8 protein-coding genes and 2 pseudogenes are annotated in these 13,843 nt (G+C 74.9%); 2 read left to right on the forward strand and 8 right to left on the reverse strand.

The window, feature by feature from the left end; genetic code table 11:
• From ABZY91_RS07685 to ABZY91_RS07710, 6 genes and pseudogenes are all read right to left on the reverse strand, one after another.
• A pseudogene (locus ABZY91_RS07685) lies at positions 1–972 on the reverse strand (hypothetical protein); the annotation flags it as partial.
• A 335-nt stretch (positions 973–1,307) separates the two neighbouring features.
• On the reverse strand, positions 1,308–2,396 hold the full coding sequence (locus tag ABZY91_RS07690; RefSeq protein ID WP_329885626.1) for a hypothetical protein: 1,089 nt from the start codon (positions 2,394–2,396) through the stop codon (positions 1,308–1,310).
• Between the two features lie 89 nt (positions 2,397–2,485).
• Positions 2,486–4,324 (reverse strand): threonine/serine exporter family protein, encoded by a 1,839-nt coding sequence (locus ABZY91_RS07695; protein ID WP_355400584.1) that lies wholly within the window; start codon positions 4,322–4,324, stop codon positions 2,486–2,488.
• Positions 4,325–4,643: 319 nt separating this feature from the next.
• Positions 4,644–5,255: pseudogene (locus ABZY91_RS07700) on the reverse strand (VTT domain-containing protein); the annotation flags it as partial.
• Between the two features lie 104 nt (positions 5,256–5,359).
• A complete protein-coding gene (locus tag ABZY91_RS07705) occupies positions 5,360–7,717 on the reverse strand; it encodes a hypothetical protein (RefSeq protein WP_355400586.1) in 2,358 nt (785 codons plus the stop codon).
• Positions 7,718–7,896: 179 nt separating this feature from the next.
• A complete protein-coding gene (locus ABZY91_RS07710; protein ID WP_355400588.1) occupies positions 7,897–9,903 on the reverse strand; it encodes an ATP-binding protein in 2,007 nt (668 codons plus the stop codon).
• Between the two features lie 341 nt (positions 9,904–10,244).
• On the opposite strand from ABZY91_RS07710, the gene ABZY91_RS07715 reads away from it, so the two are divergent.
• Entirely contained in the window at positions 10,245–10,559 is a 315-nt protein-coding gene (locus ABZY91_RS07715) for a hypothetical protein (RefSeq protein ID WP_355400590.1), read from the forward strand.
• 120 nt (positions 10,560–10,679) lie between these two features.
• Here ABZY91_RS07715 and ABZY91_RS07720 read toward each other — a convergent pair whose 3' ends face one another.
• Positions 10,680–11,858, reverse strand: a complete 1,179-nt coding sequence (locus ABZY91_RS07720) for a TetR/AcrR family transcriptional regulator (protein ID WP_355400592.1) — start codon at positions 11,856–11,858, stop codon at positions 10,680–10,682.
• Positions 11,859–12,198: 340 nt separating this feature from the next.
• On the opposite strand from ABZY91_RS07720, the gene ABZY91_RS07725 reads away from it, so the two are divergent.
• Positions 12,199–13,356, forward strand: a complete 1,158-nt coding sequence (locus tag ABZY91_RS07725) for an acyl-CoA dehydrogenase family protein (RefSeq protein WP_355400594.1) — start codon at positions 12,199–12,201, stop codon at positions 13,354–13,356.
• A gap of 103 nt (positions 13,357–13,459) precedes the next feature.
• Here ABZY91_RS07725 and ABZY91_RS07730 read toward each other — a convergent pair whose 3' ends face one another.
• Positions 13,460–13,726: a hypothetical protein gene (locus ABZY91_RS07730; RefSeq protein ID WP_329885634.1), complete on the reverse strand. Its 267-nt coding sequence runs from the start codon at positions 13,724–13,726 to the stop codon at positions 13,460–13,462.
• Positions 13,727–13,843 lie beyond the last annotated feature (117 nt).

Genomic DNA, 13,843 nt, shown 5'->3' on the forward strand with positions numbered 1-13,843 from the left:
GGCCCGCTCGGCGGCGGCCCGTTCCGCCGCCGCCCGCTCGGCGGCTGCCTGTTCCGCCGCGGCCCGCTCCGCGGCCTCCCGTTCCGCCGCGGCCTTCTCGGCAGCGGCGCGGGCGGCGGCCTCGGCCTCCCGGGCGGCGATCGCCTCCAGTGCCTCGCGCCGTTGCCGCTCCATCTCGACGGTGGTGTGCCGGGCGGCGGCCAGGTCGGCGAGCAGTTGCTCCCGCCGCAGTCCTACCGCGACGACCTGCTCCTGCTGCGCCGTCAGCCTGGCCTCGGCCCGCTCCCGGGCCGCGCCGACCTCAGCTGCGGCCCGGGCGGCGGTCTCGGTGGCGACCCGCGCGGCGCTGGACGCCCGGCCGGCGGCGTCCGCCGTCGAGACCGCCGCGTCGAGGATCTGCCGGGTCCGGTCGCTGGCGACACCGACCACGGCGGCCTGGTCCCCCGCCTCGCGCGGCCCCCGGGCGCCGAGGAGCGCGTTGACGGCGGAGAGCTCGGCGCTGGTGCCCTGCCGGTACGTTTCGGCGGCCAACTGGGCGGCGCTCTCGGCGGCCTCGACCCGATCGGCCTCGGCCGCCGCGGCCCGGTCGCCGGCGGCGGACTCCTCGACGCGGGCGCGGGTGAGGCCGAGCTGCGCGCCGTTGTAGGCCTCGACGGCCTGCTCTGCGGTGCGGCCGGCCTGGTCGAGTTCGCCCTTGGCCGCGGTGAGGCCGGCCTCGATGGCGGCGACCGAGCCGGCCCGGCGCTCGGCCTCGGCCCGGGACTCGTCGATCTCCTGGGCCGACGGGTACGCCCCCTCCCCCGGCCCGGCTGCTGCGGGGGCGGCAGCGCCCGGTTCGGCGGGGGTGCTGGCGCCCGGTTCGGCGGAGGTGGCCGGCTCGGCGGGGGCCGCGGGGGCGGCCGTCGCGGCGGGAAGCAGACCGAGCAGGGCGGTGAGGGCAATCAGGAGGGTCGGCAGGATTCTGCGCGCCACGGGTCACCCCTTCGAACGGTCACGAGGGAGGACGGCCCGCCGTACCCGGCGGCGACGGAACCGCGCCCGTTCGGCGAAGATCCGGCACCGTCCCGGCGACGGCCCGACGGCCGGGTGACCCGACGGCCGGGCGGCCCGACGACCCCGTCCGCCGATGACGGCCGGACGAACCATCCCATTGCGTGACAAGACGGTCACTGACCGCCATGTTCTCAAGCCGGGCGGCTTTCACACCTGAAGCCCGCACCCGCCGGCCGGGTGACTATCGGATGATCCGACCGGATATCGGCCTCGACCAGGTGGCCTCGGACCTGCTCCAACGCAAGGTACACGCACTACCGGCGGATCCGTGGCGTGTGCGTCCGCAACCGGCGCGGGCGGTCGGGCCGGGGCTCCAGACCGGTCGGACGGGCCGCGTACGTCCGGCTGCGGCCGGCCCGGACGGTGCGCCGGCGCTGCCGCGCGCCGCCCTCCCGGCCCGGCGGGTCCGCCGGAGCGCCGTACCCGCCGAACCCGCCGGCCCCCCGGCCTCCGGCCCCGTGCTCCGCCGCGCCCGCCGCCGAGCGACGGTCGGCCAGCCGGGCGGACCGGCGGGCCAGTGCCCGGGCGGTGTGCGCGTCGAGGTGGGCGCTGGCCCGGGCGGCCATCCGCTCGGCCACCCGGTGCGCGGCGGGATGGTTGGCCGGCACCTTGTCGGGGGCGCCCGCGATCAGGTCGAAAAGCCAGGTGCGGGCGATGTCCGCACGCCGGTGCAGTCGGCGCTCGCGCCGGAGCGCACGCGCCCGTCGGCGCGGGCGCGTGGCGTAGCGCCAGCGCGCCCAAGGACTGCTCGGCCGCCCCAGCCGGATCGCACCGATCCAGGAGAGGCCCGGCACCATGATCCCGAGCAGACCGGTCCACACCTTGCCCTTGAGGAGGGTCACGATCGAGGCCAGCGCGTTGATCGAGATCACGGTGACCAGCCCCCACCTGGTCTCCTCGCCGGGGACCACACCCAGCGGCACGTACCCGATGAGCAGCAGGCCGGTGAAGAGGATCCCGAAGATCACCGCGTCCACCGACTTGCGGCCCTGCTCGCTCCAGTACACGTCGTCGAGGTGCAGGATCAGCGCGAACTCGTCCAGCACCAGTCCGCAGCCGATGCCGAAGAGCAGCCCGAAGACGTCGATCCACGGGTGCCCGCCGTAGGTGGCGAACACCCCGATCCCCCCGGCCAGCAGGAAGCCGAGACCGAACACCATGTGGTGGATGTGGAGCCCACCGGGGGTCACGTTGCCGGGCCACCAGCGCACCTGGGCCCTGATCATCCGCACGCTGAACCGGATGAAGACGAAGGACGTGATGAACCCGACCAGCAGCAGGAGCAGCGGTTGCTTGTGCGTGGCGACGATGTGGTCGCGGTAGCCGTCCAGCAGTGTGGTCATGCGTCTTACCTTCGTTCCTGGTACTGCGTCCGCTCTGCCACGACATGGCCCGGGGGCCAACGGCGTCCGAACCCGTGCCCGTAGGGGCGTCAGAAGCCCCGCGTGCGCTTGGCCGCCCGCCGGGGGACGACCGGGGCCAGCGACGGCCGCTCGACACCGACCGGCAGCTTCATGAAGAGACGGGCGATCTCACCGCCCAGGTTCACCCCGATCGCCAGCGCCAGGGCGATCGCGGCGGCCCGGGTGATCTGGACCAGACCCCCGCTCGCGTGCCCCTGGGCGAAGGAGAGCATGCCGAGGTAGAGCGCCGAGCCGGGCATCAGCGGCCCGATCGCGGCGGTCACGTACGGCAGCGCGGAGCCGTTGCGGTAGCGGGCCATCAGCTGCCCGAAGAGGCCGACCAGGCCGGCCGCCACGCCGGTCGCGACGATCGGCGAGATGGCGGCGTTGTAGACCAGCACGCCGTAGCTGGCCCAGCCGATGCCGCTGTTCAGGGTGACCAGGGCGAGCGAGCGGCGGTCGGTCTGCAGCAGCATCGCGAAGGCCAGCGTCAGCACCAGCGCGGCGATCATCTGGACCGGCGGGTAGTTGACCCCGACCAGCGACTCGTCCGGCCGGAGCTTGGCCTGGAACCCGACCCCGAGGTACAGGATCAGCATCACGCCGATGACGATGCCCGCCACCAGGTAGATCACCTCCAGCAGCCGGGCCGCTGCGGTGATGTAGAAGCCGGTCAGACCGTCCTGGACGGCGGCGACCAGGGCCCGGCCGGGCAGCAGGGCGAACAGCCCACCGGTGATCACCACGGATCCCCGCAGGCCCAGGTCGTTGAAGGAGAGGATGAGGCCGGAGGCGGCGGCCGGCATCGCGGCCAGCACGAACTGGTAGAACTCCGGCAGCCCGCGGCGGGCGATCGTCGAGGCCATCCGGTCGCCCAGCACGGCGGCGACGAAGGCGCTGATGAAGACCAGCCAGGCCTTGTCGTCGATCCGCCCGCCGACCAGGAAGGTCGCCGCGCCGGCCAGCAGACCGGTGTTCAGCGCGAGCAGCCAGGCCGGGTACGGGTGCCGGTTGCGGCGGATCAGCGCCAGCCTGCGGTACGCGTCGTTGACGCTCACCTTCTCGGCGGTGATGTCGGCGACCAGCTCGTACACCGCGTTGAGCCGGGTGTAGTCGGAGGTCCGGCGGCGGACCACGCGGTCGGCGGTGATCGGCGGCTCGACCAGCGACGGCTGGTGCGAGATGCCGATCAGGGTGAAGGTGACCTGCGGCTCGCAGCGGTCCAGCCGGTAGGCGTGCGCGATGCCGAGCATGGCCGCCTCGACGTCCTCGGCGGCCTCGCCGCTGGCGAGCAGCAGCTCGCCGATACGGAGCGTCAGGTCGAGGATGCGGGGGACGTTGCGGCCGGCGGAGGGGTGCAGCTCGCGGGCGGTCCGCTCGAAGGACGGGCGCTCGGACATCGGGATGCGCAGCAGGGTGCGCATCCGGTCCGGCCAGGGTGCCTCGCCGGGAGCGCCGGGCATGAGCGCGGGGACGGCGACGCCGGTGGGCGGCGTGTAGCCGGCGGCGCGCCACTCCTCGGGGGTGAGGGTGTCCTCGGCACCCGGACGCCGGCGGTACGCCGCGGCCCGCGGCTGGTCCGGCCCGGGGAGGGGCTCGGGTCCGGGCTCCGGCTCGGGAAGGGGCTCCGGTGCGGGCTCCGGCTCGGGCGTCAGCAGGCCCTTGGTCTCGGGGGCCGGCAGGAGGAACGGCACCAGCACGGTGTGCTCGGCGACGGGAGCGGGGTGACCGAGCAGTCCTTCCGTGGGCGGCGCCTCCGACGGGTGGACCGGCTGCGCCCCGGGCGCCGGGCGGGCCTGCCGCTGCGGCCGGGCCGCTCGGCCGCCCCTGGCCCTCTTGCCGCCACCCGACCGGCCCCGCTTAGGCACTTCCACTCCTTGCCGCCCCTGACGGCGCCGGGCCACCCCGGGCCGCCGTTCGATCTCCGGATACACCTTGCCTGATCGAACTGCCGGACGCACATGTACGCGGCGGCGAGCACGGCCCCGCCCGGGCTCCTCCCCGGCGGGGGGGGGGCGGGGGGGGGGGGGGGGGGGGGGGGGGGGGGGGCGGGGGGGGGGGGGGGGCGCGGCGGGGCGGGGGGGGCGCCGGGGGGGGGGGGGGCCCCCCGCCCCCCCCCGGCGGGGCGTGCTCGGCGGCCCCGGCCTGCGCGGCGGACGGCACCGGCTCGGCGGACGGCCGGGACCGGCGGGCGCGGAGCAGTTCGACGGCCACGGGGACGACCGAGAACAGCACGATGCCGATCAGGATCGCCTCGATGTGCTCCCGGACGAACGGGATCTGCCCGAGGAAGTACCCGAGCACGGTGACGCCGCCGCCCCAGAGCACGCCGCCGATGACGTTGAAGAGGACGAAGGTGCGGTAGTTCATCCTGCTCACCCCGGCGACGATCGGGGTGAAGGTCCGGACGATCGGCACGAAGCGGGCCAGCACGATCGCCTTGGGCCCGTGCCGGTCGAAGAAGGCCGCCGCCTTCTCCACGTTCTCCTGCTTGAACAGCCGCGAGTCGGGGCGCCGGAACAGGCTCGGTCCGACCTTCCGGCCGAACAGGTAGCCGACCTGGTCCCCCGCCACCGCGGCGACCACGATCAGCGAGCAGACCAGCCAGAGCGGCTGCTGCAGGTAGGTGTCGCCGGCGACCAGCAGGCCGGCGGTGAAGAGCAGCGAGTCCCCGGGAAGGAAGAAGCCGATCAGCAGGCCGGACTCGGCGAAGACGATCGCGAGGATGCCGATCAGCTCGAAGGTGGAGATCAGGTAGGTCGGATCGAGCCAGGACGGGCCGAGGGCGAGGCTGGTCACGGGGCGGACTCCTGAAGGGTCGACTCTTGGCAATGAAACAGTAAAGCATTCACCAAGAACTCCCCCTACCGTCAGGTCCGCCCCGTGGCCGCAGGGGCTCCGGACTACAGCCCGTACCGCTCGATCACCTCCCGGTGCGCGGCGGTGTCCGCACCCGCCGCCTCGGCCAGCTCCAGCCAGGCCAGCGGGTGCGGCCAGGAGTCGGTGAACCGGTGCAGCAGCGCGTCGGCGTCGGCGGCGTGCGCGGTGGGCGGCACCGCGAGGGCCGCGTAGATCCCGGGCAGCACGGCGTCCTCGTCGGCCGGGTCGGTGATGGTGTACTGGTCGCCGCTGTACGCCCAGACCGCGTAGCCCTCGCCCCGCAGCTTCTCGCGCAGCTCGGCCCACGCCTCGTCGCCCGGCCAGCCGCCGTCCACCCAGTAGGTGGTGTAGCCGGCCGGGTCGAGCAGAGTGAGCAGGGCGAACACCGGGGGCCGGCCACGCCCCTCCTCCTCCGGGGCGGACTCGGCGGGCGGCTCCTCCAACGGGGCGGGGGCGAAGACCACCACGTCGCCGTGGTTGAGCGGCACCTCGTCACCGAGCACCGGGAGGATCCGGGCGGTGGCCGGGCCGGTCCGGACGGCGGGCAGGTCGGCGGTGGAGCCGTCCCGCCGACCTGCCCGGACGGTGACGATCTGCCACTCCTCGTCCACCGGGCCCTCGGGCTCGTCGAACTCGATGCCGAGCCGGGCGCCGGCGGAACGGACCACCGTCCAGTCCCGGTTGGCGGTGGCGGCGGTGATCAGGTGCCAGAGGTCGGCCGGCCGGACCGTCCGGTGCAGCTCCTCCTCGGACGCGGTGTCCGCGGGCAGCGCATGGACCAGGAGGTCCTGGTAGAAGCGCTGCGCGGCGACGTGGTCGCCCAGCTCGGTGGCGGCGCCGGCGGCCAGCCGACGGGTGTTGATCCGGTCCGGCTGCGCCGCCAGGATCGCCTCGCACTGCTCCACCACCTCGGCCCAGCGCCCCTCGGCGGCGGCCCAGCGGGCCCGGACCCAGTGGCCGTCGGCCGGGCTGGTCGCCGCCAGCCGGTCGGCGAGTCGGCGCACCCCCTCGGCGTCGCCGGCCTCGATCAGGAAGGCGCCGAGCGTGCCGGGCAGTTCCTCGCCCGCCGGGTCGGCGTCCAGCTGCCGCCAGAGCAGGTCGGCGGCGGCCCTCGGATGGCCGAGGCCGCCCAGCACCCCGGCCTGCAGGAGGACCAGCGCGGTGGCGCCGGACGGCTCGCCCCGGTACCGGTCCAGGGCGACGGAGAGCAGGTCGGCGCCGGTCTCGAACGGCACCCCGCCCTCGGCGAGGTGGCCGGGCAGGTCCTCCGCCGGGACCGGCAGCCCGGGACGGGGCAGCGCCTCGGCGGCCGCCCGGAGCTCCGCGACCTGCTCGGCGACGCCGTCCCGGCGGCGCAGCGAACCGAGCTTGCGCTCGCCCGTGGCGGCGAGCGTGAGTGCGACCGTCCGGGCGCCGCGGGCCAGCGCCAGCCGTCCGGCGGCGAGCAGCAGGTCGACGCACGGCCGGTGCGAGCCGGTGCCGTCGAGGTAGCCGACCCAGCCGGCCAGCGTGATGCCCAGCTCGGCGTCGTTCTCCCGGGCGCCGGCGGCGACCAGCAGCTCGACGGTGGTGGTCCAGGCCGGCCGGAGGTCGGCGTGACGCTCCGCCTCGGCCGCGCCGGGCAGGAGGTCGGTGGCCTCGTCGGTGCGACCGAGCGAGGCCAGGGCGCGGGCCCGCAGCAGGGCGCCCCAGCGCCGGTCGCTCTCGTCGACCTCCCGGCCGCGGGCGCGCTCGGCCTGTTCGGCGGTGTCGAGGAGGGCGAGCACCTCCTCGTGCCGGCCGAGCAGGTGCAGGGTCCCGGCGCGGGCGTGGTGGAAGTGGAGCGAGAGCTGCTGGCCGGACGCACGCATCCGGCCGGCGGCGGCGTCCAGGTAGGTCAGCGCCTCGGCGGGGCGGCCGTCGTCCTCCAGGGCGTCCGAGTACTCCCGGGAGAGGCAGTCGAAGCAGGCCCGGGCCGGCTCGATCCGCTCCAGGGTCTCGCTGAGCACGGCGAGCCGCTCGGGCACGTAGCCGGGGCCGTCGACCCGGGCGTGGCAGATCGCGAAGTCCTGCACCACGCAGACGGACTGCGGGCAGCCGGCCGTCTGCTCGCGGTGCGCGAACTCCAGCAGGTCGACCGCCTCGGGCAGCGCCTGTTCGCCCTGGTGCCGCTTGTTCAGCAGGTTCTGCATCCGCCAGTGCCGCAGGTAGACCTCGACCCAGGGCAGGTCGAGGGCCCGGGCGGCGGCGACCGCCTCGGGGTAGACGGCGTCGAGCTGCTCGTTCCGCCCCTCGTTGGCGTGGCCGGGGAGCTCGTAGATGGCGTCGGCCAGCCGGTGGTGGCCGGCCTCGGCCAGGCGGCGGTGGGTGTCGTGGACCCAGGCCCAGATGTCGGTGCTCATACCGCTTCCGTCTCCCCCTGCGGGTGGTGCGTCGTACTGGTGGGCAGTGTGGCGGTCGCCACTGACAAGTCGTTCACTGACGGCGCTTCCGCCGACGGGCCGAGCACGGGCACGGCGGGCGCGGCGGGCGCGGCCGAGGCGGGTACGGCGGGCGGCGGGGTGCCGGCGGGATCCACCCGTCAGCCCTCCCCGGCGAGTCCGTCGAGGGTGTCCGGGACGGCGGGCAGGCCGGGCGGGACGGCCGCGGTCAGTGCGGAGACCGCGGTGCCGATCCCGCCGAGCGCGGCGGTGAGGTCGCCGGACGCGCCGCCCGGCGCGGCGCCGGACGAGGCGGCGGCCATGATCACCTTGAGCGAGCGGAGCAGCCCGGCGGCGGTGGTGCTGCCGGTGTGACCGGACCGGTAGGCGGTGAGCAGGTCCTGAACGGCCGGGCAGGCCAGGTTGAGGTAGAGCCGGGCCTTGACCTCGCCGTCGGTACGGGCGGTGAACGACCTGGCCAGCCGGAGCGCGGCGGACGGGATCCGGGCGTCGGCCTGGTCGTCCTCGATCCGGGCCTTCAGTTCGGCCTCCCGGTCCGGCACCAGGACGAGCGGCAGCCCCGCCGGGTCGAACCGGGCCGGGACGAGCTGCTCGCCCGGATCGGTGAGGGCCGCGGCCAGCCAGCCGCTCTCCTCCGCGGGGAGCGGGCGCTCCGGGTCGCGGAACAGCTCGCGGTTGCCGCTCTCGCTGCCGAGTTCGACCAGCCGGCAGTCCCGCAGCCCGGCGTAGCGGCGCAGGAAGGGCAGCACCGCGTAGCGGTCGCCGCGGGCGATCGGCACCTGCATGGCGCGGTAGAGCATCTCCTCGAAGCCACCGCCGGAGCCGAGCGCGACGTGCACCGCGCCCCCGCCGGCCGCCCGGAGCGCCCCGGCCGTGAGGTCGCCCTGGGAGGTGGGCACCGGGACGTCGTCGGCGAGCAGGGTGAACAGCCGCTCGTCGCAGAGCGCGGCGCCGAGCAGGTCCTGGCCGTGCCGGGCGAGGATCCGGCGCCAGACGGCCGGCCGCAGCCGGGCGGTCTCGTAGAGCCCGTCCACCACCGCGTCGGTGAGCGCCCGCTGGAGGGCGCGGTAGTGGTCGTCGCGCTGGAGGTCCTCGCGGCTGGCGGTCGGGGTCAGCCGGCTGGACTCGACCACCCCGCCGATGAACCCCGCCCAGCCGGGCAGCAGGTCGCGGGCGTCCTCGGTGAGCAGCATGCCGCGCAGGTAGACGGCGAGATCGCGGTTGTCGCTGCTGCCGTAGGTGCCGCCGTCCTGGACCCAGAGCAGGCCGACGGCGTCGGTGCCGCCCTCGGCGGGATCGCCGTCGACGGGGCGGACCGGGAAGGCCGTGAGCGGTTCGAAGCGGCGGCCGAAGGCGGTGGCGAACCGCATCCGGGCGGCGTACCCGTCACCGCCGGCCGTCGTGCCGTCGGGCCGGCCGGTCGCGCTCCCGCCGTCCGCGGCAGGGCCGCCGCCGTCCCCGCCGGCCGCGCCGTCCTGCCGCCAGGGCACCGGGACGTCGTTGACCGGCCGCTCGTCGTCGCCGACGTAGACCGGGACGGGCAGCAGTACGCAGTACCGGCCGAGCACCTCGCGGAGCGTGGACTCGTCGGCGAGGTGGGCGTGTTCGGCCTTCAGCGCGAGCTCGACCAGGGTGCCGGGAACCGGCCTGGCGGGCACCGGTTCGACGCTGTACTGCTCGCCGCCCCGGCTGCGGTAGCGGTGACCGCGTCGCGGTTCGCGGTGCGAGGTGGTGGTGACGGTGACCTCGTCGGCCACCGAGAAGGCGGAGAGGAAGCCGAGGCCGAAGGCGCCGATCAGCTCCTGGTTGCCGGTGAGTTCGCGCAGCATCCGGGTGTAGCCGGTGCCGACGGTGGCCAGGTAGGCGTGGATCTCCGGTTCGGTCAGCCCGGCCCCGGTGTCCTCGATGCCGACGGTCCGGCGGCCGGCGTCCGCGCGCACCCGGATCAGCGGGCGGTGGCCGCCGGCCGGGTCCTCCAGCCGGCGCCGGGTGTGCGAGTCGTGGGCGTTCTGGACGAGTTCCCGCAGGGCGACCAGCGGGGTGGAGTAGAGGTGGGTGGCGAGGACGTTCACCAGTCCGCCGAGATCGACCTCGGTCGTACGCAGATCCTCGGCGGGGGCATGGTCGGGCGGGAGACCTTCAGACATGGGTCCCCAGTGTGCCAGTGCGACTATCCGGCGACCATTTCTTTCTAGGGAAAGGGGTCCGGTCAACACTGAGTTGACATCCGGGCGTCAACGGATCGGTTCGACGTCCTCACAACTGCCGCCACTTGAAAGGGAGTTGATGGATCAGCCGTCAACCGTCACGCCCTGGCGAAGAGCGCGGAAATGCCCGTCAGATGACACCATCGGGCGAATTGCCACCCATTCGGTGGAGTTCGTCCGCGGTGCTGGTGAATGCTGGTCGTGCGACGTCAGGCAACGGCGCTTCGGAGCGGCCACTCCGGAACGCGCCACCATTCGCACTCCACCCTCAGGAGACCACCGTGTCCCGTATCCGCGCAGCCGCCGCCGTCACCGCCCTCGGGGCCTTCCTCCTCGCCGGCATCGGCACCGCCCACGCCGACAACGGCGCCGGCGCGGACCACCACTCCAGCAGCAGCGTGGTGAACAACACCGGCTCCAACAACATCATCGGCAACGTCCACGGCAACGTGGTCACGACCCAGCAGACGGCCACCGGGTCCGGCGCCAGCAACCAGAACAACGGCCTCGCCGTGGCCGGCAACTCCGGGAACGTCGGCGCCCTGCAGGGCAACGGCAACCTCGCCGCCCTGATCGCCCCGCACTTCGGCGGCTGATCGGCACTCCTCCCCCGGGCGCACCGGCCCGTGCCGAGGCCGGGTGCCCGCCCCCAACACGGGGCGGGCACCCGGCCTCGGCCGTCGGGTCCCGAGCCCCGGCGCCGCGCCCGGCCCGACTCAGGGTCCGAGCCCCAGGACGGCCCGGCCCAGCCGCACCAGGCAGTCGTCGAGATCCGGACGCGCACCGGACGGACGGTTCCGCACACCGTCGTTGACCAGCGAGAACAGCGCGTGCACCCGGATCCGCGCGGTCACCGCGTCCTCCTCCGGTCGGACCCGGCCGAGCAGGTCGACCCAGGTCCGCAGGAAGTCCCGCCGGAAGTCGACCGCCGCCCGCCGGTCCGTCGGCGCCAGCCGCTCGGTCTCGCTCAGCAGCACGCCCAGGTAGTCCCCGTTGCCCAGCGCGAAACCCACGTAGGCGGCCAGGCCCGCCACCAGCTCCGCCTCCGGCCCGCCCGGTGCGGCCGCGATCGCGCCCCCCACCTCGTGCCACAGCCGCTCCCGGCCGCGCACCAGCGCCACCGCCAGCAGTTGCGCCTTGCTGTCGAAGTGCCGGTAAACGCTGGGGCCCGAGATGCCCACGGCGGCGCCGAGCAGGTCGGTGCTGACGTTGTCGAACCCGCGCCGGTGGAACAGCCGGACGGCCGCGGCCAGCAGCTCCTCCCGACGCGGCTGCGGCCCCGCACCGCCCGCGCCGCCGGGCGGACGGGGAGCAGCCGGCCGCGACCCGGCCGCGGCGGCGGCGTCCGGCCGGACCGCCAGCACCGCCCCGAGCAGGTCGCGGAGCAGCCGCTCGGCCCGGCGCGGCTGCGGGGCGGCCGACAGGTAGGACAGCCCGGCCCCGGCCGACAGTGCCGACCAGCAGATCACCTCGGCATCTCCGGCGGCGAGTTCGGGACGCCCGGCGCGGAGCACGACGACCATCCGCACGACGACCGCGCGGAGTTCACGGCGGAGCGCCACCCGCCGGTGCGGCGGCAGCAGTCGGGCGTCCCGCTGCACCAGCGTGCCCAGCGACCGGTGCCCGACCGCGACGGCGGCCAGCGCGGCGCCCAGGGAGGCCGTCGAGTCCGCGGCGCGGACCCCCTCGGCCAGTGCGTCGAGGCCCACCCGGACGGCGCGGTCGAGCAGTTCGGACTTGCTCCGGAAGTGCCGGTAGAGCGCGGGAGCAGTGATGCCCACCCCGGCGGCGACCTCCGCCATCGAGACCCGGTGGTAGCCGTCACGGTGGAACCGTTCCGCGGCCACGGCCAGGATCTGCGCCTGCCGGGCGCGGGCGGGCGGTCGTCGCACCACCACGGCCTCCCGACCTCCCCGCACTGCCCGCACTGCCCGGCGCTGCTCCGGCCCGGCCGGTAGGTCGGTCTGTCTGACTGACTGACTGACTGATGGACGAACGGCCAGACGTTCGGACGGTCGTTCGACCTCGACCGGGGAGGCTAGCAGGGATTCACTTCCGGCCGCCCCCGGCCCCGCGCCTCCGGCCCCGGAAGCGGGCCGGACGCTCCCGTTCCGGCCCCACGCCGACCCTGGACAGTCGAAGCTACCGGGGATTAACTTGTGGGGCGATCACCGGGCCACCCGACCCATCGGCGCCCGGCCCCGCAGCATCCGGCCCACCGAAGGGAGCGCCGTCGTGCGCCGCACCGTGTTCACCGAGGACCACGAGGCCTTCCGGGAGACCATCCGGGACTTCATCGCCAACGAGGTCGTCCCCGTCTACGAGAGCTGGGAGGCCGCGGGCCACCCGCCGCGCGACTTCTACCGCAAGCTCGGCGAACTCGGCGTCTACGGCATCGAGGTGCCCGAGGAGTACGGCGGCGCCGGCGAGAGCGGGTTCAAGTTCCAGGCGGTGGTCGCCGAGGAGACCGCCCGGGCGGGCGTGAGCTTCGGCTCCTCCGGCGTGCACACCGGCCTCGTCCTCCCCTACCTGCTGGAGTACGCGACCGAGGAGCAGAAGGGCCGATGGCTGCCCGGCTTTGTCTCCGGCGACATCATGACCGCCATCGCCATGACCGAACCGGGAGCCGGCTCCGACCTCGCCGGGATCGCCACCACCGCCCGGCTCTCCGAGGACGGCACCCACTACGTCCTCAACGGCGCCAAGACCTTCATCACCGGCGGCGTCCTCGCCGACCTCGTCCTGGTGGTGTGCCGCACCGCGCCGTACGACCCGGAGAACCGCCGGGCCGGCCTCTCCATCCTCTGCGTGGACACCGACACCCCCGGCTACAGCGTCGGCCGCAAGCTGGAGAAGATCGGCCTGCGCACGTCGGACACCGCCGAGTTGGCGTTCAGCGACGTCAAGGTGCCGGTGGAGAACCTGCTCGGCGAGGAGGGCCGGGCGTTCGCGTACCTGACCCACAACCTGGTCCAGGAGCGGCTGGCGATCGCGGTCGGCGCGTACGCGGCCGCCGCGGCGGCGGTGCGGTTCGCGGTGCAGTACGTCAAGGACCGCAAGGTGTTCGGCAAGGCGGTCGCCGAGTTCCAGAACACCAAGTTCACGCTGGCCGACTGCGAGGCCCAGGTGGTGGCGCAGCAGTCGATGGTCGACCGCGCGCTGGAGCTGTACCAGGGCGGCGAGCTGACCGTCGCGGACGCGGCGGCGGCCAAGCTGTTCTGCACCGAGTCGGCGTCCGTCGTGATCGACAAGTGCCTTCAGCTGCACGGCGGTTACGGGTACATCCTGGAATACCCGATCGCCCGGCTCTACACGGACAACCGGGTCTTCCGGATCTACGGCGGGACCAGCGAGGTCATGCGCAGCATCGTCGCCAAGTCGCTCGGGCTGTAGCCGGGACCGGCCCGGCGGAACGGGGCGCAGGCCGGACACCCGTCCGCCCGGCCTGCCCGGCCTGCCCGAGCCGCCCGGGCTGCGATCCACCCGCCTGCCCGGCTCAGTTGGGCGAATGGTGCTCGGTGCGCCACGCCTCCCAGCCGGCCGCCGAGGCCACCTTGGCCTCGCGCAGCGCCCGTTGGGCCAGCGCGGTCGGCGGGGTCTCCAGACCCCGCACCCAGGTGCGGCCGGCCGTGGCCAGCGCCGCACACACCATCACCGCTCCGGCCGCCCCGAGCAGCGCGCCGATGCCCGTGAGCACCGCGCCGCCGGCCAGCAGCGAGCGGTTGACCTGGAATCCGCTGAGAAAACGCTCGTTGGTCACCATGCCTCCACCATGGGTGCAGCCGCCGGCCTCCGCACCCCGAGTGGTCCCGTACGGTGACGACCCGGCGGCTCTCCGGGTGCGGGCGCCCAGCGCGTCCGCGACGCTGGGCCGGAGGGG

The organism is Kitasatospora sp. NPDC002965, assembly GCF_040611255.1.
Taxonomy (GTDB): domain Bacteria; phylum Actinomycetota; class Actinomycetes; order Streptomycetales; family Streptomycetaceae; genus Kitasatospora.